General features: G+C 71.4%; 20 protein-coding genes. 12 read left to right on the top strand and 8 right to left on the bottom strand.

Going from position 1 to position 24,235, the window contains the following annotated elements:
- The first annotated feature begins 53 nt into the window (after positions 1 to 53).
- From IG64_RS14950 to IG64_RS14935, 4 genes are all read left to right on the top strand, one after another.
- Complete coding sequence (locus tag IG64_RS14950) at positions 54 to 686, top strand: hypothetical protein (protein ID WP_037855995.1); 633 nt, start codon at positions 54 to 56, stop codon at positions 684 to 686.
- A 269-nt stretch (positions 687 to 955) separates the two neighbouring features.
- Entirely contained in the window at positions 956 to 2,539 is a 1,584-nt protein-coding gene (locus IG64_RS14945) for a DUF6801 domain-containing protein (protein ID WP_037855994.1), read from the top strand.
- A 37-nt stretch (positions 2,540 to 2,576) separates the two neighbouring features.
- The gene (locus IG64_RS14940; RefSeq protein ID WP_037855992.1) at positions 2,577 to 3,527 is read left to right on the top strand and encodes a hypothetical protein; all 951 of its coding nucleotides are present in this window, start codon (positions 2,577 to 2,579) and stop codon (positions 3,525 to 3,527) included.
- Positions 3,528 to 3,758: 231 nt separating this feature from the next.
- On the top strand, positions 3,759 to 4,967 hold the full coding sequence (locus IG64_RS14935) for a helix-turn-helix domain-containing protein (protein ID WP_037855991.1): 1,209 nt from the start codon (positions 3,759 to 3,761) through the stop codon (positions 4,965 to 4,967).
- A 70-nt stretch (positions 4,968 to 5,037) separates the two neighbouring features.
- On the opposite strand, the gene IG64_RS14930 is transcribed toward IG64_RS14935, so the two are convergent.
- A complete protein-coding gene (locus IG64_RS14930) occupies positions 5,038 to 5,769 on the bottom strand; it encodes a lytic polysaccharide monooxygenase (RefSeq protein WP_037855990.1) in 732 nt (243 codons plus the stop codon).
- 247 nt (positions 5,770 to 6,016) lie between these two features.
- Here IG64_RS14930 and IG64_RS14925 point away from each other — a divergent pair, with 247 nt between their 5' ends.
- The 4 genes from IG64_RS14925 to IG64_RS14910 all read left to right on the top strand — a co-directional run bounded on the left by IG64_RS14925 (position 6,017) and on the right by IG64_RS14910 (position 9,417).
- Entirely contained in the window at positions 6,017 to 6,919 is a 903-nt protein-coding gene (locus IG64_RS14925; RefSeq protein WP_037855989.1) for a phosphorothioated DNA-binding restriction endonuclease, read from the top strand.
- A gap of 217 nt (positions 6,920 to 7,136) precedes the next feature.
- The gene (locus IG64_RS14920; protein WP_037855988.1) at positions 7,137 to 7,754 is read left to right on the top strand and encodes a LysE family translocator; all 618 of its coding nucleotides are present in this window, start codon (positions 7,137 to 7,139) and stop codon (positions 7,752 to 7,754) included.
- Between the two features lie 108 nt (positions 7,755 to 7,862).
- Positions 7,863 to 8,564 (top strand): GNAT family N-acetyltransferase, encoded by a 702-nt coding sequence (locus tag IG64_RS14915; protein WP_037856138.1) that lies wholly within the window; start codon positions 7,863 to 7,865, stop codon positions 8,562 to 8,564.
- A 64-nt stretch (positions 8,565 to 8,628) separates the two neighbouring features.
- Positions 8,629 to 9,417, top strand: coding sequence for an OBAP family protein (locus IG64_RS14910; RefSeq protein WP_037855987.1), 789 nt, complete (start codon positions 8,629 to 8,631; stop codon positions 9,415 to 9,417).
- A gap of 144 nt (positions 9,418 to 9,561) precedes the next feature.
- Here IG64_RS14910 and IG64_RS14905 read toward each other — a convergent pair whose 3' ends face one another.
- Genes IG64_RS14905 through IG64_RS14890 form a run of 4 tightly spaced genes read right to left on the bottom strand, consistent with a single transcriptional unit; the run spans position 9,562 to position 14,949 of the window.
- The gene (locus IG64_RS14905; protein WP_037855986.1) at positions 9,562 to 11,604 is read right to left on the bottom strand and encodes a beta-galactosidase; all 2,043 of its coding nucleotides are present in this window, start codon (positions 11,602 to 11,604) and stop codon (positions 9,562 to 9,564) included.
- Between the two features lie 60 nt (positions 11,605 to 11,664).
- Entirely contained in the window at positions 11,665 to 13,005 is a 1,341-nt protein-coding gene (locus IG64_RS14900) for an ABC transporter substrate-binding protein (RefSeq protein ID WP_037855984.1), read from the bottom strand.
- Positions 13,006 to 13,055: 50 nt separating this feature from the next.
- Positions 13,056 to 14,006, bottom strand: a complete 951-nt coding sequence (locus IG64_RS14895; protein WP_037855983.1) for a carbohydrate ABC transporter permease — start codon at positions 14,004 to 14,006, stop codon at positions 13,056 to 13,058.
- A gap of 7 nt (positions 14,007 to 14,013) precedes the next feature.
- Positions 14,014 to 14,949, bottom strand: a complete 936-nt coding sequence (locus IG64_RS14890) for a carbohydrate ABC transporter permease (RefSeq protein WP_037855981.1) — start codon at positions 14,947 to 14,949, stop codon at positions 14,014 to 14,016.
- Between the two features lie 369 nt (positions 14,950 to 15,318).
- Here IG64_RS14890 and IG64_RS14885 point away from each other — a divergent pair, with 369 nt between their 5' ends.
- Positions 15,319 to 16,380 carry a LacI family DNA-binding transcriptional regulator gene (locus IG64_RS14885; protein WP_078884011.1) on the top strand — a complete coding sequence of 354 codons (1,062 nt, stop codon included), beginning with the start codon at positions 15,319 to 15,321 and terminating at the stop codon, positions 16,378 to 16,380.
- Between the two features lie 297 nt (positions 16,381 to 16,677).
- On the opposite strand, the gene IG64_RS14880 is transcribed toward IG64_RS14885, so the two are convergent.
- Positions 16,678 to 17,139, bottom strand: coding sequence for a MarR family winged helix-turn-helix transcriptional regulator (locus IG64_RS14880; RefSeq protein ID WP_037855978.1), 462 nt, complete (start codon positions 17,137 to 17,139; stop codon positions 16,678 to 16,680).
- Between the two features lie 138 nt (positions 17,140 to 17,277).
- Between IG64_RS14880 and IG64_RS14875 the strand changes: the two genes are divergently transcribed.
- Positions 17,278 to 17,979: an SDR family NAD(P)-dependent oxidoreductase gene (locus IG64_RS14875; protein ID WP_037855976.1), complete on the top strand. Its 702-nt coding sequence runs from the start codon at positions 17,278 to 17,280 to the stop codon at positions 17,977 to 17,979.
- Positions 17,980 to 18,209: 230 nt separating this feature from the next.
- Here IG64_RS14875 and IG64_RS14870 read toward each other — a convergent pair whose 3' ends face one another.
- A complete protein-coding gene (locus IG64_RS14870; protein ID WP_051812930.1) occupies positions 18,210 to 19,634 on the bottom strand; it encodes a non-reducing end alpha-L-arabinofuranosidase family hydrolase in 1,425 nt (474 codons plus the stop codon).
- Positions 19,635 to 20,355: 721 nt separating this feature from the next.
- Between IG64_RS14870 and IG64_RS14865 the strand changes: the two genes are divergently transcribed.
- The gene (locus IG64_RS14865) at positions 20,356 to 21,789 is read left to right on the top strand and encodes an endo-1,4-beta-xylanase (protein WP_037855972.1); all 1,434 of its coding nucleotides are present in this window, start codon (positions 20,356 to 20,358) and stop codon (positions 21,787 to 21,789) included.
- A gap of 396 nt (positions 21,790 to 22,185) precedes the next feature.
- Positions 22,186 to 23,346 (top strand): low temperature requirement protein A, encoded by a 1,161-nt coding sequence (locus IG64_RS14860; RefSeq protein ID WP_107474254.1) that lies wholly within the window; start codon positions 22,186 to 22,188, stop codon positions 23,344 to 23,346.
- A 53-nt stretch (positions 23,347 to 23,399) separates the two neighbouring features.
- On the opposite strand, the gene IG64_RS14855 is transcribed toward IG64_RS14860, so the two are convergent.
- Positions 23,400 to 24,119, bottom strand: coding sequence for an alpha/beta fold hydrolase (locus IG64_RS14855; protein ID WP_037855971.1), 720 nt, complete (start codon positions 24,117 to 24,119; stop codon positions 23,400 to 23,402).
- Between the last annotated feature and the right edge of the window lie 116 nt (positions 24,120 to 24,235).

Raw genomic sequence — 24,235 nt, 5'->3', positions numbered from 1 at the left:
GTTCCGTGGCGGTCCGCCTCTGCCGGTCAATCCCCAAGGAGAGTCCCAGAGCCATGAAGAAGTCCATCAGAAGGATCGCCGTCGTGGCGGGCGCGGGCGCGGCAGCGTTCGGCATCGCCGTCGCCCCCGCCTCCGCGAACGCCTCCACGGTCTGGACCGTGAACCCGACGCCGGCCAACTACACGGCGACCAACAGCGGCAACATCATGCTGACCGCCAACATCCCGATGACGTGTACGACATCGGGCGCGTCGGGCACCATGGCGAGCAACACCGGCAACCCGTCGCAGGTCGCCACCATCAGTGCCATCAACTTCGGCACCGCCACCACGCCGTGCACCAGCCTCCTGGGCAACGTCACGACCGTGGCCACCACGCCGTGGAAGATCATGGCGAAGGACTACAACGCCTCGACCGGTGTCACCACCGGCTACGTCGACAACATCAGCGCCAAGGTCAGCGCCGGCGCCTGTGTCTTCACCGTGACCGGCAAGGCGTCGGGCACCTACACCAACTCCACCGGCATCCTGGCCGTCAACAGCGTCTCCGGTGAACTGACCGTCACCTCGGCCACCAACTGCGGCACGGTCGTCACGACCTCCACCAAGCCCACCTTCAAGGGCAACTACGCCGTCAAGGTGTCCGGCACCAGCACGATCCCGACGATCAAGGGCTCCAACCCGTGAGTCCTGCCCGTCCGCTCGCAACCGCCTGACCGGGTCACCCCCGGCCGGGCGGTTGCCGCCGGTCCGGGGCGTACCGCCACGGCGGGGTCCCCGGCCGGCACCGCCCGGAAGAAGGAGCGTCACCCATTCGTGAAGAGGTTCCCCGGCGGGTCACCCCCTCGCGGGGGCGACCGCACCGTCAAGGCGGCCCGTACCGGCACCGTCCCGGCGCCCGCCGGCTCCCACCCGTGAGGCAGACACAGATGACAGGCCGTCAGGCAGACCGCCGGATGACCCCCCGAATCCGCGCCCGGAGCGCGTCGACCGCCGCGCTGATCGTGCTGGCCGCCATGGTCCCGGTCGCCGTCGCCACCGCGGCCCCCCAGCAGGTCGACACCGCACTCCCCTATGTGTGCGCCTTTCCCTCCGGCCCGCAGCAGGCGACGGTCCGCGTCTCGGCGGTCCTGCCGGACCGGGTGCGGCCCCGTGAGGCGATCCGGCCCACGCAGGTCACCACCACGGTGGAACTGCCGGCCGCCGCGGTGGCCGCCCTGGGCCTGCCCAAGGGCGGCGAGGTGAACGCCGCCACGCGCCTTGCCGTCGCCGTGGCCCAGAACCGGGCCGGCGCGGAGGCGACCTGGCGCGGCACGGCACAGCCCGTCCCCGTCCCGGAATCCGGCCCGCTCACGCTGACCTCGACCGGCGACGTCCCGTCGGTGACCGCGCAGAGCACGGGCGACCTGACGCTCTCCGCCGGTGACCTGGCCGTCGACCTCGCGGTGACCGCGTCCTCCACCGGCTCCGCCACCCCCTCCACCGACCCGGCCGCCGGGGGCCGCACCCCGGCCACCGTGCAGTGCGCCCTCGGCAAGGACGCCCCCGGCCAGGGGCTGCTGGCCACCGTGCCGGTCGGTTCCGTCACGTCCGGCCCCGGGAGTTCCCCGCCGGCTTCCCCCACCGGCACGGACTCCGGCACCCCGTCGGCGTCCTCTTCGGCGTCCGGCCGGCCGCAGCCGCACCCCGGCGACCCGCAGAGCGAACGGGCTCCGAAGATCACCGGGACCGCGCCCGGTGCCACCACCGACCGCCGCGACGCGCCACCGTGCCGCTACGACGAGCACCATCCGGCGACGTCGAAGTCGCTGAACGCGTACGTCACCGGCTATTCGAACGTGCGGAAACAGAAGGCGGCGTCACTGCTGCCGCTGTCGTGCTCGCTGATCGAGCAGGGCGACCTGAACTTCGGGGCCGCACCGGACGGCAGGCCCGTCCTCACGCAGCACTCCGACGGCCAGTTCTTCTACCAGGACGAGGCCCGGACCCCGCCGTTCAAGGCCACCCTGCTCACCTTCGGCTTCGTTCCGGCGACGGCCACCATGGTGCTGGAACAGACAGGCCCGCTGACCATCGACTCGTTCGGCTACATGGACACGTTCCCCCTGGCCCTGGACACGTACGTCCGAGTACCGCTGGTGCTCCACATCACGTCCTTGACGGTGAACGGCACGCGGCTGGACGTGGGACCGTCCTGCCGGACGCGGACGCCGCTGCGTTCGGCCGACCCGGAGCCCGCGAAGTTCCCCGGCGACCACCTGGTGCTGCACGGCAGGGGCGAGATGGGCACCGGCCAGGACGCCGAGGGCTACCTGGTCTCCTCCGGCGGCCCGCTGACCGGCTCCGCGGACATCCCCGCCTTCACCGGGTGCGGTACGGGGGGCGAGGACCTCGACCCCCTGCTGACGGCCTCGGTCTCCGGCCCGGACAACTACATCAAACAGATCCAGGGCCAGACGTGCGGCCAGGCCGCGCCCAACTACGACAGCGAGTGCACCAAGGACCTGCAGCCCCTCAAGATCCCCGTCCCCGCGCGCTGATCCCCCGGCTCCCCCGCACCCTCACGGAAGGCACCCCATGACCAGACTCTCCCGCCGTGCCGGACTCCTCACCACCGTCACCGTGCTCGGCACCGCCCTCGGCTCCGTCGCGGCCATGGGCACGGCGACCGCCGCCACCGCCCAGCTCAACGGCGAGTGGGCGCCCTTCACCCGCTGTCCGGTGAGCGCCCCCGCGATGCTGGCCGCCGACGGCCTGGCCCAGACGCCGCAGTGCGTGGTCTCCACATCGGCCGGCGGCTCCATCAAGCTGGGCAACACCACCGTGACGACGGGCCGCACCGACCTCCAGATGGGCGTCGTGCAGAACTCCGACGGCACCAGCACGGTCGTGGCCCCGTCCGCGGGGGCGATCATCGCCGACTCCGCGACCGTCCCCGGCGGCCTGCTCGGCCTGATGTGCCCGAGCAACGTGCCCGCGATCACGGCCATCTGCGAGCAGATCACCAACAGCAGCCTCAACAAGATCACGGCGACCGTGGAGTCGGTGGGCGCGCCCACCGACTTCGACCAGACGGCGGGCATCGTCACCGGCGAGCCGATCGTCGCCATCCCGGTCCGCATCCACCTGCAGAACCCGTTCCTGGGCAGCAACTGCTACATCGGCACCAAGTCGAGCCCGATCGTGCTGCGCCCGAAGAACCTCAACTACCCCGAGTTCGGCATGACGTTCTTCAAGGGGGACGGCACCCTCGCCGACGACGGCGACATGAGCCGGATCAACCTCACCGGCGCCACCCAGAACGACAGCACCTTCGCGGTGCCCGGCGCCAGCGGCTGCGGCCTGGGGCTGTTCGGCCTGATCGACGCGGCGGTCAACCTCAAGACGGGGCTGCCCTCCGCCGCCGGGAAGAACAGCATCACGCTCAACGACACCCAGACCTCCCTGGCGGGTCTGAACGCGCCCGGCACCGTCGTCCCCGACGCGGGCAAGGTCCTCGCGCGGAACTGGAACTCCGCCGTCAAGTAATGGCCGTACGGCGGCGATTATCAGCCGTCCCGGTCGGCCGCACCCGCCCCACGGCACCAAAGTGTGCACAACCTGTGTACGGATCAAGGAAGTTGATTTAGCTTCACCTTTCACACAGGTCTGCACCTGACGACCGGCCTTCTGTCGCCCGCCGCCCGCCACCGCGGCGGCGGGCGGCGTCCGGCCGGTCCCCCCACCGGGCGCGTCGGAAGAGCAAGGGACGACCAACTCATGCCTTCAACCGTACGGACACCGGAGGTCGGAGAGCCGCTCGACCCCCTGCCCAAGGAGTTCGCGGCCTTCATGCGACCGGAGTTACCCGGGCTCATGAAGGAGATACGCGTCGAGGTCACCCGCGCCTACCCCGTCTACGGCCGCCTGCTCAACGGACCGAACGCGGACGCCATCCGCCAGGGCGTCGAACAGGCGCTGTCCGCGTTCGTGGACCGCGTCGCCGAACCCGGCAAGAACTCGGCGCTCCGTGACGAACTGCTGCGCAAGTTCGGCCGCGTCGAGGCCTACGAGGGCCGCGAACTCGACACCCTCCAGGGGGCCTACCGGCTCGGCGCCCGGATCGCGCTGCGCCGCGCCAAGGCCGTGGGCCGCCAGTACAACCTCTCCCCCACCGTCATCCTCGCCTTCGCCGACGCCCTGTTCGCCTACGTCGAGGAACTGGAGGCACTCTCCCGCGAGGGCTACGTCGAGGTGCAGTCCCGGGCCTCCTCCGAGGTGCCGGCCCTGCGAAGACAACTGCTGCACCTGATCCTGGCCGCTCCGCCGCTGCCCCAGTCGACCGTGTCCGGGCTGTGCGAGGCCGCCGCCTGGCCGCTGCCCGCCGACGTCACCCTCGTCGCGCTGCGCTCCCCGGTCCCCGACCACCTGGAGGCGGGCCTGGCCGGAGACGTCCTGGCCGACCTGGAGATCCCCCAGCCGCACCTGCTCGTCCCGGGCGCACTGACCCCCCAGCGGCAGGCCATGCTCGACACCGCCCTGGCCGGCACGCACGCCGTGGCGGGCCTGACCGTGCCGCTCACCCAGGCCGCCGACTCCATCCGCTGGGCGCGCCGCGTGCTCCAGCTCATCGACGAGGGCGTCGTGGCCGACGCGCCGCTGGTCCGCTGCGAGGACCACCTGGTGACGCTGTGGCTGCTGTCCGACCCCTCGCTCGTGTCCCATCTGGCGGCCAGGGAACTGGCCCCGCTCGACGACCTGCCCTCCAGCCGCCGCGACCGGCTCGTGGAGACCCTGCGCGTGCACATCTCCACCCGGGCGCCCGCGGAACAGGTCGGCGAGATGCTGGGCGTGCACGCCCAGACCGTCCGCTACCGCCTGCGCAACCTGGACGCCCGCCTCGGCGACCGCCTCGCCGACCCGGACCACCGCTTCGCCCTGGAGGCCGCCCTGCGCTCGCTGCACCTGCGGCGCGGCGAGGGGGACTGAGGACCGGCCGCGGTGACCCCCGACGGGGCGGCGCGAGCGGGCCGCCCCGTCGGGGGTCCGGGACCGGGGATCAGCCGGCCGGGCAGGCGCCGAGGTCCTCCCAGACGCCCCACTGCCCGGTGGTGCCGGGCTTGTCGCCCGTGACCCACCACTTGGCGCGCCAGGTGTGGCCGCCGTAGGAGACGGTGTCGCCGCCGTTGTAGACGTGCGCGGGGTCCCAGACCGGCGCGGTGCAGGTGCCCCCGCCGCCGTTGCCGCCGCCACCGCCCCCGTCACCGCCGCCGGTGCCGCCGATGTTGACGTCGACGCAGGAGTAGAAGGCGTTGGCGGTGTCGGCGATGTTCCAGACGGCCAGCACCTTCTGGCGGCCGGTGAAGCCGCCGAAGTTCACCTGCTGGCTGACGTCGGCGGCGGGCTGCTGGTTGTGGCCGTCGAACTCGGCGATCTTCTGACCGCCGATGAAGTACTGCCAGTTGGCGGTGGAGTGGCGTGCCGTGTTGTGCCAGGTGAACGTCGCCGTGGTGCCGACCGGGGTGACCTTCCAGCCCTTGCTGTCGTCGTCCAGTTCGGCGTACTCCGCGTGACCGCCGCTGCAGCTCTGCAGACCCTTGGGGCCCTCGACGCTCTGCGGCTCGTACTTGATCTGGCCGCAGTCGACGACGCCTTCGGCGCACTGCTCCTGCCGGCTGGTGGGCAGCGTGACCCAGCCGTGCGCCCCGGCCGTGGCCGCCGGGAGGCTGACGGCGAGCACCGGGGCCACCAGCGCCCCGATCGCGACAGCCACCTTTCTCTTCGTGTCCATGTCACATCACTTCCCTCGATGAATCGGAACCGACGTCTGCGAGGCCCTTGATGTAGGTCTAGACCTACGAAACTTGGTCTAGACCATACTCGGGCACGGGGACCGGTCAAGGGGTTCGGCAGAACCGGCCGGCAAAGAACAGGGCCCGTTCGCGTCCACCGGGCCCTTGGGCGGGCGAGGCCGCGCGTCACCGGTGCGGGACCACCTCGGCGAGGCGTCCGGCCGGGCCTCACTAGGATCACCGTCCATGGACTGGCTGGAGCGCGCCGCGAAGCTGAAGCAGTGGAGCCGGGACGGGGTCCGGGCGCCGCACAAGCCGCTGCTGCTCCTGTACGCGCTGGGCCGCTTCCAGGCGGACGCCGAGGACGCGTTGCCGTACAGCGCGGTGGAGGGTGACCTGAAGCGGCTGCTGGCGGAGTACGGCCCCGCGCGCCCGACCACGCCCGCCTACCCCTTCCACCACCTCGTCAACGACGGGGTGTGGGAGGTACGGACCGACCGCGGCCCCGGCAGCCCCGGAACCGGAATACGGGAGCTGCGGGCGTCCGGCGCCACCGGGCGGCTGGCCCCGGACCTGCGGACGGCGCTCCGTCGCGATCCGCCGCTGCTGGGCCGGATGGCAAGGACGCTGCTGGACCAGCACTTCCCTCCGTCGCTGCACCGGGACCTGTGCGACGCGGTGGGCCTGGACCCGGAACCGGAAGCGGAACCGGCGGCCGGGGCGGCCGCGCCCGGCAGGCGGCAGCGGGACCGGCGCATGCGGGAGCTGGTGCTGACCGCCTACGAGTACCAGTGCGCCTTCTGCGGCTACGACGGCATGATCGACCACGCTCCCGTCGGCCTGGAGGCGGCCCACGTGCGCTGGTGGGCGTTCGACGGCCCGGACTCCGTCGACAACGGCCTGTGCCTGTGCTCGCTGCACCACAAGCTGTTCGACAAGGGTGTCCTCGGCATGGGTGACGGCCACCGCGTCCTCGTCTCCCGGCACTTCGTGGGCCGCAGCGCGGCCGCCCGCGCCCACGTCACGGCCCTGGCAGGCCGCCCGCTGACCGGCCCGCAACCCGGGATCCGGCCCGTCGCGGACCTGCACCGCTCCTGGCACACCACCCAGGTCTTCCGCGGCGCGCCGCGCACGGCCGCCGCCGGCTGAGGCGGCCCGAGCGGGCCGCGGGCCACCGCTCGGTCCGGACCCGCCGCCCCGGCCCAGGCCCAGCGGGCAGCACCCCGGCGCCGCACCACCGGCCGGCTCCCGGCGGCGGGGAGCCGGCCGGGGCGGGGAGCCCCGGCGGTACCGGGATTCCGCCCCGCCCGCGGTCCCCGGCGAACCCGCGGCCCACGGGCCCCGGCGCGGATGTGAGACTGGGCGCATGCTCATACAGTTCCTGACCGCCGCCGGCGTCCTGGCGGTGCTCACCATGGTGCCCGGACCGGACATGGCCGTCGTGACCAAGCGGGCCGTCGCCTCCGGCCGGCAGGACGGGCTGCGGACCGTGGGCGGGATCACCGCCGGACTGCTGGTCTGGGGCGTGCTGTCGGTGGCCGGCCTCGCCGCCGTCCTGGCCGCGTCCGCCACCGCGTACACGGTGGTCAGACTGGCCGGCGCCGGCTACCTGGTCCTCCTCGGTGTCCAGGCGCTGCTCCAGAGCCGCCGCGGCCGGTCGCAGGCAGCGGCGGTCCCCACCCCGCCGCGTGGCAACCCCTGGCGGACCGGTCTGGTGAGCAACGTCCTCAATCCCAAGATCGCCGTGTTCTACACGGGCCTGCTGCCGGCCCTGGCCCCCGCCGGGCTGCCCGCGCACACCGGCATGGCCCTGCTGGTCCTCGTGCACACGGTGCTCACCGGCCTCTGGCTCGGCGGGTACGTCCTGCTCCTGTCCCGGGCCCGCGCCTTCTTCGAGCGGCCGGCCGTGCGCCGGGGCATGGACCGTGTCACCGGGGCCGTGCTGATCGGGTTCGGACTGAAGGTCGCCACGGCACAGCCCTGAGAGCTGCGAACAAAAGGGGCGCCCTGGACGCCGGTGGTCCCGACGGCGCGGCGGTACCGGCCCCGACCGCACGGCCACCGCGCCCACCAGGAAAGGAACGGCCCAGTGATCAACGACGACGACCCGGTGCTCGACGACCCGGTGGGCCGTTCGCTCGGCGGCCGGCACGCGCACCTCGCCCGCGGGGCCGGCCGGGCCGCCGCCTATGACCCCGAAGTGGCGACCTTCTGCTCCGTGTCCGCCCGTCCTGGCCCGGAGGACTGGGCCGACCTGGCCCGGTTGCTCGGTCCCGGCGCCTTCGCCGACATGTTCAGCTGCCCGGCCGACCCGCCGACGGGCTGGGAGCCGGTCTTCAGCCTTGCCGGCCGTCAGCTGATCCGGCCCGGCGGTGCCCGCCCGGACCTGCCCGGGGCCGGTCCGGGCACCGGTGTGGTCGAGCTGGGCGCGGAGAGCGTGCCCGAGATGCTCGACCTGGTCGCGCGCACCGGGCCCGGTCCCTTCCGGCCGCGCACCCACGAACTCGGCACCTACCTCGGTGTCCGGGTCGGCGGTGCCCTGGTGGCGATGGCCGGGGAGCGGCTGCGGCCCCCTGGATGGACCGAGATCAGCGCGGTGTGCACCGCACCCGAAGCCCGGGGGCGGGGCCACGCCGGCCGCCTGGTCGGTGCGCTCGCCGCCCGCATCGTGGCACGCGGCGAACGTCCTTTCCTCCATGTCGCCGAGACGAACACCACCGCGATCGCCCTGTACGAGCGCCTCGGCTTCAAGACCCGGGCGCAGGTGACCTTCCGGGGCTTCCGCACCCCGTGACGTCCGGTGGCGGTGCGCCCGGAGCGGTCCGTTACGGCCGCCGGGCACCGGGCACTCGCCGTCCATGGCATTCACACAGGGCACACACCGCTCGCGCGGGTCCGGCCGGGGCCCGGCCGCGTCCATCGGGATCGGTGTCGCGGCAGGGGTGACGGCCGCGGCCGGTCTCCTGTTCGGCCGCAAGGCGGCCACGATCAGCAAGGTCGGCAAGGGTCACCCGCTCAAGCACCGCGCGCTCGACCTGGCGGCCGGGGCGATGCAGCCGAAGTACCCGCTCGATGCGATGAGCACGTATCTCAACGGCTTCCACATGTACGCCGACGACATGGGCCGTCAGGTGGAGGCCACGCACTTCTGCATCCACCTCCGTCACGACCTGCACCAGTGCGTGATCTTCGACCGCAACGCGCCCGACGCCCGCCTGATCGGCATCGAGTACATCATCAGCGAAGAGCGCTTCCGCTCGCTGCCCGAGGACGAGAAGCGGCTGTGGCACAGCCACCACTACGAGGTCAAGTCCGGCACGCTCACCGCCCCCGGCATCCCCGACCTGGCCGAGCACGCCTACTTCGAGGACCTCGTGACCACCTACGGCAAGACGTTCCACACGTGGCAGTACGACCGCGACGACTTCCCCTACGGCATCCCCCAGCTGATGATGGGCTTCACCGGGGACGGACAGGCCGCGGACGAGATGATCAGGGCCCGGGACGACAGGCTCGGCGTCTCGACGTCCCGCAAGCGGCAGAACCGGGCGGACATCCCCGTGCCGGACGTGGCGCCGGGCGCCAACGCGTGGGAGAGCGGCCGGACGGTGCAGACACGTGTCGAGGAGACGGACTTCAAGCGCTGACCGCCCCTGCGACGGGTCCGGCCGTCGGTGACGGAGGCGATGGCCGTCTCCGTCACCGACCCGGCGCCGCCGGGGTGCCGCCCGGCGCGGCCGCGGCGGCCAGGGGCCGTCAGGGCCGCTGCTCCCCCGTGCGGCATCCGCTGCTCAGGCGAGGGGCTGCCGCAGTACGGCGACGCCCCGCGGCCCGAGGGTGAGGACGCCGTCGGCGTCGGCGACGCCGACGAGGACGTCTCCGCTCAGGCCGCGTACCGGCACGGCCTGTTCGCCGCGGTTGACCAGGAACAGATAGCGGTGGGCGGCGTCGCGGCGCACCGCCGTCTCCACCCTTCCGCGGGCGTCCTCGGGCAGTTCGCCGGCCACGCCGGCCGGCGCCAGCAGCCGGGGCAGGAGCGAGGTGACCCCTTCGACGCCGAGCCGGGTGGAGACGTAGGCGGCCGAACCGCGCCCCGCGGGGCGCCGGGTGACGGCGGGGCGGCCCGCGTGCACGCCCGTGCGGTAGCGGGCCAGGACCTCGGTCCCGGGCGCGGTGACGGCGACGCGGTCGGTCCACAGGCTTCCGGTCGTCGCGTCGTCGAGTTCGACGCTCTCCCCCGCGGGCAGCGGCCCGAACTCCTCGATGCGGATGCCGAGCAGGTCGCGCAGGGCGCCCGGGTAGCCGCCGAGCCACACGTGGTCGTTCTCGTCGACGATCCCGGAGAAGTAGGTGGTGACGAGGTGGCCGCCCTGTTCGACGAACCGGGTGAGCGTCTTGGCCAGGTCGGCGGGGACGACGTGCAGCACGGGCGCGATCAGCACCTGGTGGCGGTGCAGGTCGCCGCGGGTGGTGACGAGGTCGGCGCGGATGCCGAGGGCGAGGAGCGCCGAGTACCAGTCGAGGGCCTCCTGGCGGTAGTCGAGCAGGGTGGTGGGGTGCGAGTCCTGCTCGCTGGCCCACCAGGAGTCCCAGTCGTAGAGGATGCCGACCGGGGCGGGTTCCCGTTCGCTGCCCGCCACGGGTGACAACGCCTTCAGGGTCGCGCCGAGTCCGGTCACCGTGCGGAACAGTTCACTGTCGGGCCCGGCGTGCGGAACCATCGCGGAGTGGTACTTCTCCGCGCCGGCCGCGGACTGGCGCCACTGGAAGAAGCAGACCGCGTCGGCGCCGTGCGCGACATGCAGCAACGCGTCACGGACGAGGTCGCCGGGCCGCTTGGCGAGGTTGACGGGCTGCCAGTTCACGGCGCTGGTGGAGTGCTCCATCAGAAACCAGGGCCGTCCGCCGGAGATGCCGCTGGTGAGATTGGCGGAGAAGGACAGCTCGTCGCGGTCCTGCGGGCCCGGGTGGACGTAGTGGTCGTTGGAGACGAAGTCGATCTCCTCGGCCCAGTCCGGGTAGTTCATGCCCTTGGTGCCGCCCATCACCATGAAGTTGGTGGTGACGGGGACGCCGGGGGTGATCTCCCGGAGGATCGCGCGTTCGGCGCGCAGGTGGTCCTTCAGCGCGTCCGAGGAGAAGCGCTTGAAGTCCAGTTGCTGGGTCGGGTTGGGGTGGGAGGCGGCCAGGCGGGGAGGCAGGATTTGCTCCCAGTCGCTGTAGCGCTGGGACCAGAAGGCCGTCCCCCAGGCGTCGTTGAGCGCGTCCAGCGTGCTGTAACGGTTGCGCAGCCAGTCACGGAAGGCGCGCGCCGCGTCGTCGGAGTAGTCGTGGACGTTGTGGCAGCCCAGCTCGTTGTTGACGTGCCAGGCGACCAGCGCCGGGTGACCGGCGTAGCGGGTGGCCATCTGCCGTACCAGGCGCAGGGCGTGCTCGCGGAAGACCGGCGAGGTGGGCCGCCAGTGCTGGCGGGCTCCCGGCCACAGGGTCTCGCCGCGGGCGGTGACCGGCAGGATCTCCGGGTGGGCGGCGGTCAGCCACGGCGGCGGGGACGCGGTGGCCGTGGCCAGGTCGACGCCGATGCCGCCCGCGTGCAGGAGGTCCATGATGTCGTCGAGCCAGGTGAAGTCCCAGACGTCCTCGGCCGGCTGGATGCGGGCCCAGGAGAAGATGGCCAGCGACACGAGGTTCACGCCGGCCTCGCGCATCAGCCGGACGTCCTCCTCCCACACGGAGCGGGGCCACTGCTCGGGGTTGTAGTCGGCGCCGTAGACCAGCCGGGGGGCGGGGGCACCGTCCGCCCCGCCGCGGCGGGACAGGAGGGTGGAGATCATGGTGGTCCTTCCGGGGTGGGACACCGGGGCGGGGCGGGGTGGCCGCGCCGCCCCGGTGCGCTACTTCTCGACGGTGAAGCCCTGCTCCTCGCCGTACTTGACGGAGGCGTCCTGCCAGGTCTTGAGGGCGTCGGCCAGCTTGGTGCGCGAGACGTAGGCCTTGCCGGCGGTGTCGTTGAAGACCGAGTTGGCGTACACCTGGTACGGCAGGTAGGACCAGGTGCCGGAGACGTTCGCGGCCGACTCCGCGAAGATCTTGTTGGCCTGCTGCCCGCCGAAGTACGGGAACCGGACGTCCTGGAACGTCTTGGACGTCAGCTGCGCGGTCGTCGCCGGGAAGGCGCCGCCCTTGACACGGGTGTCCACCCCCTTGCCCGAGTCGGCGTACCTGACGAAGGCGTAGGCCAGGGCTTCGTTCCTGCCGAGTTCGGGCAGGGTGAGGGCGCTGCCTCCGTTCTCGGAGCTGTCGTGGGCCCCTGCCCGCCACTGCGGAAGCGGTGCGACGCGCCAGTCGCCGGCGGCGTCCTTCACCCCGGAGGCGAGGTTGGCCGGCATCCAGGCGCCGATGGCCAGCGTGGCGATGGTGCCGTCACCGAGGCCCTTGTACCAGTCGTCGGACCAGCTGGTCACGGGGGCGACCAGCTTCTCGTCGAGCAGTTTCTGCCAGGTGGCGGTGTACTTCTTCGCGCCCGGGTCGGAGAAGTCGATCCTCACCTTGGTGCCGTCGACCTTGTAGGGGCGCGAACCGGCCTGCCACAGCATGCTGGTCGTGAACCCGGCGTCGCCGGCGTCGTTGGTGATGTACGCCTTGGGGTTCGCCTTGTGCAGGGCGCGGGCCGCGTCCACGTACTCGTCCCAGGTCGTGGGCACCGTGAGGTGGTACCTGTCGAAGACCTTCTTGTTGTAGAACAGGGCCATGGGGCCCGAGTCCATCGGCAGCCCGTAGATCCCGCCGCCGGCCTTGACGCCCTTCCACGGGCCCGGTGAGTACTGGGCGGCCAGCTTCGCGGCGCCGAAGCCCGTGAGGTCGGTGAGCTGCTTGGTCAGCGTGTACTGGCCCATGGCGTAGTACTCGACCTGGGCGACGTCGGGTACGCCCTTCTTGGCGGAGATGGCGTTCTGCAGCGCCTTGTACTGGTCGTTGCCGGTGCCCGCGTTGACGAGGTTCACCCTGACCCCGGGGTGCTCCTTCTCGAAGTCGGCGGCCACCTGCTTGAGCGTGGGTTCCCAGGCCCAGACGGTGATGGTGCCGCCCTTCTTCAGCGCGGCGCTGATGTCCGCCTCGGAGACCGTCTTCGCGTCCGGCTCCGAGGAGTTCGATCCGCCGCACGCGGTGGCCCCCAGGGCGAGGGCGCAGACGAGACCGATGCCGCGCAGCAGGCGGCGGGAGTGCTTGTGCATGGGTGTGCGCTTCCACTTCTTGGTGGCCGGGGGCGGGGAGGGGGGCGGTGCTATTCCTTGACGCTGCCTGCGGCGAGTCCGGACTGCCAGTGCTTCTGGAGCAGCAGGAACGCGGCGATCAGCGGCACGACGGTGAGAAGGGATCCGGTGATCACCAGATGGAACACGGGCTGGCCGCCGGCGGTCGCGGCCTGGGCGTTCCAGCTGTACAGGCCCAGGGTGAGCGGATACCAGTCCGGGTTCTTGATCATGATGAGCGGCAGGAAGTAGTTGTTCCAGGTCGCGACCATGGTGAAGAGGGAGACGGTCACGATGCCCGGCGCGAGCAGGGGCAGGGCGACCTGGAAGAAGGTGCGCACCTCGCCCGCCCCGTCCATGCGGGCGGCCTCCAGCAGTTCGGCCGGGATCGCCTCCGAGGCGAACACCCACATCAGGTACAGGCCGAACGGGGAGATCAGCGAGGGGAGGATCACCGCCCACGGAGTGTCGGTGAGGCCGACGTTGCTGAACATCAGGAAGGTCGGCACCGCCAGCGCGGTTCCCGGGACGGCGACGGCGCCGATCACGACGGCGAACACGGCGCGCCGGCCGGGGAAGTCGAACTTGGCCAGCGCGTAACCGCCCAGCGTGGCCAGGAAGGTGGCGCCGCCGGCGCCCACCACGACGTAGAGCACGGTGTTCAGCAGCCAGCGGGTGAAGATCCCGTCGTGGTAGGTGAACGTCTGCGCGATGTTGTCCCACAGGGCGAAGTCGCTGTCGAACCACAGGCCGAAGGAACGGGCCAGTCCCTTCTGGGTCTTGGTGGCGCTGATGAGCAGCCAGGCCAGCGGCAGCAGACTGTAGAGCAGCACCAGGCCGGTGAGCAGGGTCAGCGGGACGCTGCGCCGGGGCCGGGCGGGAGAGGGGCCGCGCCGGGGCGCGCGCAGCCGGGGCGCGGTGCGGGACGGAGCCGGCCGGGAGGGCGCGGGCCGGGCGGCGGCGTCGGGGACGGTACCGGTCATCGCTGCTTCACGCTCCCTTGCGCATACCGCGCAGCTGGACGGCATAGGCGATGACCATGGTGATCAGCCCCATGACGATGGCGACCGTCGCGGAGTAGTTGTGCTGCTGGCCGGAGAAGGACAGCGAGTACGTGTAGAAGTTGGGCGTGTAGTCCGTGGTGATGGCGTTGGGGGCCAGCTTCTGCAGGACGCTCGGCTCGTTGAACAGCTGGAAGCTGCCGATGACGGAGAAGATCGTCGCGATCACCAGGGCGCCGCGGATCGCCGGCAGTTTGATCGCGGTGATGACCCGGATCTGCCCGGCGCCGTCGATCTGCGCCGCCTCGTACAGGGAGTGCGGGATCACGCGCAGCGCCGAGTAGAAGATGAGCATGTTGTAGCCGACGAACTCCCAGGTGACGATGTTGCCTATGGAGGCCAGGACCAGGTCCGGGGAGAGCGGGTCGGGCAGTGACAGGCCGAACGCCTGGTCGAGGTCGCCGAGGAGACCGAAGCGGGTGCCGTACATGAAGCCCCACATCAGGGTGGCGACGACGGCGGGCACCGCGTAGGGCAGGAAGACGGAGATGCGGAAGAAGTCCGCGCCGTAGAGGCGTCCGCTGTCCAGGGCGAGGGCGACCAGCAGGGCGATGCCCAGCATGATCGGCACCTGCACGCACAGGAAGAGCGAGACCCGGCCGAACGCGGCCCAGAAGTCCGCGTCCCCCAGCGCCTGCCGGTAGTTGTCCAGGCCCACGAAGGTGGTCCCGCCGATGAGCCGGTCGCGGAAGAGGCTCAGGTAGACCGAGTACGCGATCGGCGCCAGGAACACCAGGGCGAACACCGCCACGAACGGGCCGATGAAACCCCACCCCGTCCAGGAGCGGCGTTCCCGTCCCGTGGCGGGTGGCGCCTGTGGCGCCGACCGTGGCTCGGGGGCCACCTGCGGTTGCAGCGTCGTCATGTCGTTCCTCGCTCGTGCGGGTGGTGACTCGGTGACGCCGCCGTGGCCTGGGCCGGGGCCGCGCCGTCCCGGAGGTTCACGCGGACCTCGCGTGGACACCGCTCACCCCGGAGAGGCCGGGGAGCCGGCGATGTTTACGTAAACATCGGGTGGCGGAATGTCTACACTGCCTCGATGAGGGTGGTCAAGAGTCCGAGCGGGACCGGCGGCCGGGGCGGCGGAGAGGGCGGGGAACGGCGAGTGGACGTGCCTGAGACGGCGGCGGAGAGCGTGCCGGGCGGCACCCCGGACGTGAGGAGCGGGGCGCCCGGCGAAGCCCCGGGGCGAACCCGCGGCCGGCCCCGCGGCAGCGGCCGGAGCACGGCCTCCATGGCCGACGTGGCCCGCCTGGCCGGCGTCTCGTCGCAGACCGTTTCCCGGGTCTCCAACGGTTACCCGGGCGTGAACGAGAAGACGCGCCGGCAGGTGACGGCCGCCATGGAGCAACTCGGCTACCGGCCCAACAGCGCGGCCCGCGCCCTCAAACGCGGCGAGTTCCGCACCATCGGCGTCATCACCTTCTCCCTGGCCACCACCGGCAACGTGCGCACCCTGGAGGCCATCGCCACCTCCGCGGCGCAGGAGGGCTACGCGGTGACCCTGCTGCCGGTCGCCCTGCCCACCCAGGACGCGGTGCAGGGGGCGTTCTCCCGGTTGCAGGAACTGGCCGTCGACGCGGTGATCGTCATCATGGAGGTCCACCTGCTGGACGCCGCGACCGTCACGCTGCCGCCGCACGTCCAGGTCGTGGTCGTCGACTCCGACGCCGGGGACCGCTACACGGTCGTCGACACCGACCAGGCCGGCGGCAGCCGCGCCGCCGTGCGGCACCTGCTCGGTCTCGGCCACGACACCGTGTGGCACCTCGGCGGCCCGGAGGGCTCCTTCGCCGCGCAGCGCCGCGCCGACGCCTGGCGCGCCGCCCTCGAGGAGGCCGGCCGCACACCGCCGCCGCTGGTCCGCGGCGACTGGTCCGCCGAGTCCGGTTACCGCGCCGGCCTCGAACTGGCCGCGCGCGACGACTGCACGGCGGTCTTCGCCGCCAACGACCAGATGGCCCTCGGTCTGCTGCGCGCCCTCCACGAACGCGGACGGCGCGTTCCCGGGGAGGTCAGCGTGATCGGCTTCGACGACATCCCCGAGTCGGCGTCCTTCCTGCCCCCGCTCAGCACCGTCCACCAGGACTTCGGCGAGGTCGGACGGCTGTGCGTCCAGGCGGTGCTGCACAAGATGCGCCATGCCGGCGCCGGACCCGGGACGACCCTCGTGCCGACCCGCCTGGTGACGCGCGCGAGCACGGCGCCGCCACCGGGTGCGGACGGGAGAACGGCCCCGGGAGACATCGGTCCCGCGGCTGCCGGCGAGAACGGTCGTGGACGGCCGGCACAGTGATCCGCTTCTCCGCCGGGGTTCGGTGAGATGCCTCCGGGCCCGCTGGGAGCCTGCCCGCGGTACGGCCACTCGCGGACGGCGCCCGGGCGGTGACCGCGCCGGACGGCCGCCACGCCGCACGCCGCACGCCGCACGCCGCACGCCGCACGCCGCACGCCGCACGCCGCACGCCGCACGACCGTACCGGGAACATCCGGACGCCCGCGGCCCCCGTGCGGACGAGGACGCCGAAGGAGGACGGCGATTCGGCGAACCCAGGTGAGACGAATCCTGCCGCGGCCGGCCCGACCACTGCGACTACCGGGCCGCCGCGCCGCGGGCGCCGCTGACGGACCGTGCGACGAGCCGGGTCTCGATGTGCCGAAGGGTCGAGATCACGGCGTCGATCTCGTGGGAATCGGTGACCGTGCCGTCGAGCAGACCGGACCACGCGTCCCTCAGCCGCCGCAGGTTCTCCCCCGCCTTCGCGGTGGGATAGAGCCGCACCCGGCGGGCGTCGTGCCGGTCGGCCTCGCGCCGCACCAGCCCCTTCTTCTCCAGCCCGCGCACCGCCCTGCTGAAGTTGCTGGAGATCAGCTGAGTGGCCTCGGCCGCCGCGCCGGCGGTCGTGCCCGGATGGCGGTCGATGAAACGCATCACCGCTCCTTCCAGGGGCGTCCCGGACTCGGCCGCGGCCTCTTTGGACGCCTCGATGTGCCGGCCCACCGCCAGGATCAGGTCGGCCAGTTCGAAAAGCCGCGAGGTCTGGTTCTCTTCCACCGCTCCACCCTAACTCCCCTGTCGAAAGACAGCTGTCATTTGACAGGTAAAGCGGATGCCTCATAGCGTGCGTACCGTCCGGATCACACGGCTCGGGGATCGAAGCCCGGGGCCCTCCCCGTGAAGCAGGGAACAGTGATGACAGCAACTGACGGCAGGACCGCTTTGATCGTCGGCGCGTCCCGGGGGCTGGGCTACGCGCTGACCGCCGAGCTGCTGAGCCGAGGCTGGCGGGTCACCGCGACGGAACGGAAACGGTCCGGGCTGCACGCCCTGGCCGAGTCGGCGAAGGGCCGCCTCACGGTGGAGAACGCCGACATCACGGTGCCCGAGCAGGTCGCGGCGTTGCGCGAGCGCCTGGCCGGTACGACGCTCGACCTGCTGTTCGTCAACGCCGGGACGAACTACACCACCGACCCCTCGGCGACCTTCGCCGATGTGTCCACCGACGACTTCACCCGCGTCATGGTGACCAACGCGCTGAGCCCCATGCGCACCGTCGAGACGCTGCACGACCTGGTCCCGGCGACCGGAACCATCGGGGTGATGTCCTCGGGGCAGGGCAGCGTCGCCGACAACACCAAGGGCGGCTTCGAGGTCTACCGGGCGAGCAAGTCCGCGCTGAACCAGCTGATGCGCAGCTTCGCCGCACGGCACGCCGACGACCCGCGCACGCTCCTGCTCCTGGCCCCGGGCTGGGTGAAGACCGACCTGGGCGGCCCCGGCGCCCGCCTGACCGTCGACGAGAGCATCCCGGGCGTCGTCGACACGATCGAGGCCCAGGCAGGCAGGGGCGGACTGCACTACCTGGACCGGCAGGGGCAGACCGTGCGGTGGTAGCGCGGCCTGGACCGGCAGAACCGGACCCTGCGCCGGCAGCGCGTGTCGGCGGCCCGGTCCGCGCCGCGTGAAGGGGAACCCCGGCCGCCGCACGGCCGGGGTTCCCCCGGACGGCGAGCGTCGGTCAGCAGGCGGACGGTCCCACGCCGTGAACCGCTCGCCGGCACGCCCGCGGACCGCGCCGCGTCGCGGACACCGCGGACCGGGGAGGTCAGCGCGGACCGGGGAGGTCAGCGCTTCAGGGTCAGGACGCCCGGCCGCCACGGCAGCTGGTCGTAGGGGCCGCTCGCGCCGGGTGACTTGCCCTGGTAGAGGAACCGCAGGTTGCAGGGGTCGACGGTCATGGTCTGATCGGGGTTGTCGCGGACCAGGTCACCGTGGCTGATGTCGTTGGTCCAGGTGGCACCGCTGTTGGCCTTGCCCGCGAAGGGGTTGCTCTCGCTCGCGGCCTGCGGGGTCCACGATCCGCTCAGGCTGGAGGCCGTGAACGAGCGGAAGTAGCGCCCGTTCGCACCCATCGCCTCCACGATCATGAGGTACTGGTTCTGCCCCTGAACCTTGTAGACCTGCACCGCCTCGAACAGGTTGCTCGTCGAGTCGCTCATGACCGTCGTGTACGACGAGCCGAAGCTGCCCGGGAAGTTCCCGATCGGCATGCTCGCCCGGTAGATCTTGCCGTTGTCACCCGCGAAGAAGAGGTACATGTTCTGGCCGTCAGCGATCAGCGTCTGGTCGATCGGGCCGGTACCGGAGCCGGAGATGCTGCCGGTGAACAGCGGCTGCGGCGAGGACCAGCCGTTGGGGTTGGCGGGGTCGCTCGACGTCCGGTAGACGAAGGGCGACGCACCCCACTGGTACGCCAGCACCCAGATGTTCTTGGGCGCGAAGTAGAACAGCGTGGGCGCCACCGCTGCCTGGCTCATCCCGGTCTGGCCGGCCGACGCCATGTCCGACCAGTTCGTGAAGGGAGTGAACATCATCGAGCCGTAGGAGGATCCCGACACGTTCGACGCGTAGACCAGGTGTTTGCCGTTGTACGTCACGGTGGTGAAGTCCTTCACCGCGGTCCACCCGTTCGCCGGCTGCGCCAGTACACCCGTCGAGGTCCACCGGTACGCCGACGGAAGAGAACACGTGTCCGGCGGCGGCGTCGTTCCGGACAGACCGGTCCACTTCTGGTTGCTGCCGCCGTTGCACGTCCAGATCTCCACCGCCGTCCCGTTGGCCGTACCGGCGCCCGTGGCCTCCAGGCACAGCCCGGACTCCACAGCGACGACCGTGCCGTCGGAGTTCACCCGCCACTGCTGGTTCGCACCGCCCGAGCAGGACCAGATCTGCACCCGGGTACCGGCCGTGGTGGCGTGGCCGGGGACGTCCAGGCACTTGTCGCCGTAGACCGTCAGCCGGTGGTCGTCCGTCAGCGTCCACTGCTGGTTGGCTCCGTCCCAGCAGTCGTAGATCTGCAGGTAGGTGCCGTTGTCCTGACCGGCGCCCACGACATCGAGACACCGGTTCGAACCGACACCGCGCAGGGCGCCGCTGGTGGCCGCCTGAGCCGGAGCGGCGACGAGCATCGCCGCCAACGCGGCCAGGACCGCCACCGCGGCGGCGAGCACCGCGGACGTATGCCTGCGGCTGAAACTTCCTCTATGCATGGGGCCTTCCTCAACCTCGAGTGGTGAGTGATTGGCGGGTTCATGACATATGCCGACGCGACTCCTTGCGGCTCCGCGTTCGGGCGGCGGCCCGGAGTTGCCTGCCGTGCGATGGAGCGACTCGCCTATTCGACATATCGAACGAAGGTCGGGGTGTCGAGCAACCTGAATGATAGGGATCCGGCGAACGGCGTCAACACCTCTCGCACATGTCGTCGTCCGATCCGAAATATTTCGAGAACTTCCCAGGGACGCGTCGGGCGTCGCGCCACCAAGCGGTCGAGCCGCAGAGCATTTTCCGGCCAGACAACAACCACGGACAACCGCATCATTGCCTGCTATTCGGCAAACCGAGAATCCCGAAAGTTTCGGACATAAAACAGAAACTTTTTGGGGCCGAGCTGTTGACGATGCACCGTCAACGCCTCAATCATTCCTGTCTGAGAAACCGGCGCCGGCTCGGCACTCCGGACCACGCGGGCCTTGGGCGGTCAGTGCTGGGCGGCAGGTCCACGCACAACCGCACAGCAGATCCGTGTGCCTGTCTCGAAGACCGTCCCGTCCCAGGACCGCACGTCCGGTGAGCCCCTACTGCCCGTGCCCCCGACCCGACCCGTCAGTCACTCGCTGTCCGTCCGTCCGCCCGCCGCGTGGGAGCGGGCGACGCAAACCCCTGCCTTCCGTCCATCCGTGATCTGATCTCTGCCTTGGAGGAACAGTCATGGGCTCGTATGCCCTTCCCAGACCCGCCGTCCGCCAAAAGATCCGCGGTCTGCTGTGGGTGCTGGTCGCCGGCGTCCTCGGTGTGGTCGCCGCCCTGGTCGCGCCGCCGGGAGCACATGCCGCCGAGAGCACGCTCGGCGCCGCGGCGGCACAGAGCGGCCGTTACTTCGGCACCGCCATCGCCTCGGGCAAGCTGGGCGACTCGGCGTACACGGCGATCGCGGGCCGTGAGTTCAACATGGTGACGGCCGAGAACGAGATGAAGATCGACGCCACCGAACCGCAGCGGGGCCAGTTCAACTTCACCGCCGGTGACCGCGTCTACAACTGGGCGGTGCAGAACGGCAAGAAGGTGCGCGGCCACACCCTGGCCTGGCACTCCCAGCAGCCCGGCTGGATGCAGAGCCTCAGCGGCAGCACCCTGCGCCAGGCGATGATCGACCACATCAACGGCGTGATGGGCCACTACAAGGGCAAGATCGCACAGTGGGACGTCGTGAACGAGGCGTTCGCCGACGGCAGTTCGGGAGCCCGGCGGGACTCCAACCTGCAGCGCACCGGCAACGACTGGATCGAGGTCGCCTTCCGCACCGCGCGCGCCGCCGACCCGGCGGCCAAGCTCTGCTACAACGACTACAACATCGAGGACTGGACCTGGGCCAAGACCCAGGCCGTGTACTCCATGGTCCGGGACTTCAAGCAGCGCGGTGTGCCGATCGACTGCGTCGGCTTCCAGTCGCACTTCAACAGCGGCAGCCCCTACAACAGCAACTTCCGCACCACCCTGCAGAGTTTCGCCGCCCTCGGCGTCGACGTGGCCATCACCGAACTCGACATCCAGGGCGCCCCGGCCTCGACCTACGCCAACGTGACCAACGACTGCCTGGCCGTCTCGCGCTGCCTCGGCATCACCGTCTGGGGTGTGCGCGACACCGACTCCTGGCGATCGGGGGACACACCGCTGCTGTTCAACGGTGACGGCAGCAAGAAGGCCGCCTACACCGCCGTCCTCGACGCGCTCAACGGCGGCTCCTCCACGCCGCCCCCTTCGAGTGGCGGACAGATCAAGGGCGTCGGTTCGGGCCGCTGCCTGGACGTGCCCAACGCCGGCACCACCGACGGCACCCAGCTCCAGCTGTGGGACTGCTCCAACGGCACCAACCAGCAGTGGACGTACACCGACGCGGGCGAGCTGAGGGTCTACGGCAACAAGTGCCTGGACGCCGCCGGCACCGGCAACGGCTCCAAGGTGCAGATCTACAGCTGCTGGGGCGGCGACAACCAGAAGTGGCGCCTCAACTCCGATGGATCCATCGTCGGCGTCCAGTCCGGCCTCTGCCTCGACGCCGTCGGAGCCGGAACAGCCAACGGCACCCTGATCCAGCTCTACTCCTGCTCGAACGGCAGCAACCAGCACTGGACTCGCACCTGACAACGCCTGCCACGACACAAGGGGCGGGGCGATGACGGCGTACGGTGCGGCTTCTCCCGCCCCACCAGGACGGTATCGCTGATGGTCCCGGGTGGCCGCCGTGGTGGCGGCGGCCACCCGGGTCCGGCGGCCGCCGGACCCGCGGTTCCCCGGGCTCTCCCAGGACCGACGCGAGTCCGTCGCGCCGTCCCGAAGGCATTGAGCACATCATGCTTCTGCCCGGAGCGCTCCGCCGACTGTTCGCGTTCACTCTCGGGCAAGCCCCTGTGCGCCACCGGGCACGGCCCAGCACCTCGTCCCGCCTAACGTCGCTGACGGCGTGGGCCCGGAAACGACGAGGAGAGGCATGATGCCGAGCGAGCAGCAGAGGGCGGATCGCGAGCCGGGAGCCCTGCGTTGAGCCTGCGGGGGCGGGACCCGGCGGAAGCGCACAGAACCGCCACGACGCTGGAGTGCTTTTTCGACCTGTGCTTCGTCATCGCGGTCGCGCAGGTGTCCGGGTGTCTGAACACGGCGGTGACGAGCGGGCACTGGTTCACCGGTGCCCTGCGCTTCGCGCTGGTCTTCTTCACGATCTGGTGGGCCTGGATGAACTTCACCTGGTTCGCCTCCGCCTACGACCCTGACGACGTCCCCTACCGGTTGACGGTGCTGGTCCAGATCGCGGGCTCCCTCATCCTCGCCGCCGGTGTGCCGAGCGCGTTCGAGGAAGGCGATCTGCGCGTCGTCACACTCGGATACGTCGTCCTGCGCACGACGCTGACCACGCTGTGGCTGCGTGTCGCACGATCGGATCCGCCTCGGCGGCGGACCGCGCTCCGCTTCGCCCTGGGGGTGACGTGTTGTCAGATCGGCTGGGTCGGGGTGCTTCTCCTCCCGGTCCCGGCGCGCCTGCCGGCCATCATCGCGCTGATCGCCGCAGAGGTCTGCGTTCCGGTGTGGGCGCAGTCCGCCGGAATGACGCCGTGGCATCCGCACCACATCGCCGAGCGGTACGGCCTGTTCGTCCTCATCGTGCTGGGTGAGTCCGTCGCGGCCGCCGCGGCGGCGGTCCGCAATACCCTGAACCGGGACCATGGCACCGCGGCTCTGTACCTGCTGGCGGCGGGTGGCCTGCTGCTCGTCTTCGCCCTGTGGTGGCTGTACTTCGCCCGGCCGGCCCACACCCTGCTCGCCACCTCGCACCGGGCCCATCGCAGGAGGTTCACCTGGGCGTACGGCCACTATCTGATCCTGGCCTCGGCTGCCGCCGAGGGAGCCGGTCTGGCGGCGTACGCCCATCTGATCACCGGGCGCACCGGTGCCCCGCCGCTGTCCGCGGGTGGCGCGGTCACGGTGCCGGCGGCGGTCTTCCTCATCACCGTGTGGGCTGTGCACGTCCGGCCGCACCGGCGGAGCCGGGTCGAACAGTTCGCGTTTCCCGTGGTGGCGGTGGCAGTCCTCGCGGCGGCTCTCTCGCCGGCGCCGGCCCTCCTCGCCGCGCTCGCGGTGGCGGTCCTGGTCGTCGTGGTCACGCTGGTCGACCGGGCCGAGCGGGTACGGCGCGAGGAGCCGTGAGACGAATGGGGTGCCGCCCGGAGTCCTTCTCCGTGCGGCACCCCTTTCCCCGGTCAGCTCGTGGCGTGCACCGCCTCGCGGATCAGGTCGGCGACCTGCTTCGGCTGGGAGACGGCGACCGCGTGCGAGGCGCCCTCGATCTCGACGACGGTCGCCCCCGCGCGCTTCGCGCCGAAGCGCTCCACGTCGGGGTTGATCGCGTTGTCGGCGCCCGCGATCAGTGCCCAGGACGGCTTGGTCCGCCAGGCGGCGGAGGAGGCCGTCTCGTCGAAGGCGGCGGCGGCCAGCGGGCGCTGCGCCACGGCCAGGACCTTGGTGACATCCTCGGGGACGTCCGCGGCGAAGACCGAGGGGAAGGCGTCCTCGGTGATGGTGACCTCGACGGCCGGGTCGCCGCCGGCGACGGGGTACGTCCACTGCTTGAGGTTGCTCACCAGCGGGGAGAGCGGGAATCGGCCCTGCAGCTCGCCGAGGCTCTCGCCCTCTTCGAGGACGTAGGCGGCCACGTAGACCAGCCCGACGACGTTGTCCGCGGTGCCGGCGACGGTGATCAGCGCACCGCCGTAGGAGTGGCCGACCAGCACGACGGGACCGTCGATCCGGGCGGCCACGGAGGCGATGTACGCGGCGTCCGAGGCCAGGCCGCGCAGCGGGTTCGGCGGGGCGATGACCGGGATGCCGTGGCGCTGGAGCTCCTCGATGACGCCGGACCAGCCGGCCGCGTCGGCGAAGGCGCCGTGGACCAGGACGACGGTGGGGGTGGTGGTGCTCATGTCTGCCGGATCTCCTTGGGTTCAGGCCTGGTGCAGGGCGGCGCGCAGGGTGCCGGCGGCCATCGTGATGGCGGCCTGGGCCGCGTGGGTCTCGCGCAGGGCGTTGAGCATCACGA

It is taken from the genome of Streptomyces sp. NRRL S-340 (assembly GCF_000720185.1).
In the GTDB taxonomy this organism is placed as follows: Bacteria; Actinomycetota; Actinomycetes; order Streptomycetales; family Streptomycetaceae; genus Streptomyces.
Note: the sequence above shows the minus strand (reverse complement) of the source record. Positions and strands in the feature narration are given on the sequence as shown.

Excerpts from the sequence above, each read along its gene's own strand:
- IG64_RS14855 (WP_037855971.1), bottom strand. The coding sequence starts at position 24,119 with ATGAGCACCACCACCCCCACCGTCGTCCTGGTCCACGGCGCCTTCGCC.
- IG64_RS14890 (WP_037855981.1), bottom strand. The coding sequence starts at position 14,949 with ATGACGACGCTGCAACCGCAGGTGGCCCCCGAGCCACGGTCGGCGCCA.
- IG64_RS14865 (WP_037855972.1), top strand. The coding sequence starts at position 20,356 with ATGGGCTCGTATGCCCTTCCCAGACCCGCCGTCCGCCAAAAGATCCGC.
- IG64_RS14925 (WP_037855989.1), top strand. The coding sequence starts at position 6,017 with ATGGACTGGCTGGAGCGCGCCGCGAAGCTGAAGCAGTGGAGCCGGGAC.
- IG64_RS14930 (WP_037855990.1), bottom strand. The coding sequence starts at position 5,769 with ATGGACACGAAGAGAAAGGTGGCTGTCGCGATCGGGGCGCTGGTGGCC.
- IG64_RS14875 (WP_037855976.1), top strand. The coding sequence starts at position 17,278 with ATGACAGCAACTGACGGCAGGACCGCTTTGATCGTCGGCGCGTCCCGG.
- IG64_RS14870 (WP_051812930.1), bottom strand. The coding sequence starts at position 19,634 with ATGCATAGAGGAAGTTTCAGCCGCAGGCATACGTCCGCGGTGCTCGCC.
- IG64_RS14905 (WP_037855986.1), bottom strand. The coding sequence starts at position 11,604 with ATGATCTCCACCCTCCTGTCCCGCCGCGGCGGGGCGGACGGTGCCCCC.
- IG64_RS14940 (WP_037855992.1), top strand. The coding sequence starts at position 2,577 with ATGACCAGACTCTCCCGCCGTGCCGGACTCCTCACCACCGTCACCGTG.
- IG64_RS14900 (WP_037855984.1), bottom strand. The coding sequence starts at position 13,005 with ATGCACAAGCACTCCCGCCGCCTGCTGCGCGGCATCGGTCTCGTCTGC.
- IG64_RS14895 (WP_037855983.1), bottom strand. The coding sequence starts at position 14,006 with ATGACCGGTACCGTCCCCGACGCCGCCGCCCGGCCCGCGCCCTCCCGG.
- IG64_RS14885 (WP_078884011.1), top strand. The coding sequence starts at position 15,319 with ATGGCCGACGTGGCCCGCCTGGCCGGCGTCTCGTCGCAGACCGTTTCC.
- IG64_RS14920 (WP_037855988.1), top strand. The coding sequence starts at position 7,137 with ATGCTCATACAGTTCCTGACCGCCGCCGGCGTCCTGGCGGTGCTCACC.
- IG64_RS14935 (WP_037855991.1), top strand. The coding sequence starts at position 3,759 with ATGCCTTCAACCGTACGGACACCGGAGGTCGGAGAGCCGCTCGACCCC.
- IG64_RS14945 (WP_037855994.1), top strand. The coding sequence starts at position 956 with ATGACCCCCCGAATCCGCGCCCGGAGCGCGTCGACCGCCGCGCTGATC.
- IG64_RS14910 (WP_037855987.1), top strand. The coding sequence starts at position 8,629 with ATGGCATTCACACAGGGCACACACCGCTCGCGCGGGTCCGGCCGGGGC.
- IG64_RS14950 (WP_037855995.1), top strand. The coding sequence starts at position 54 with ATGAAGAAGTCCATCAGAAGGATCGCCGTCGTGGCGGGCGCGGGCGCG.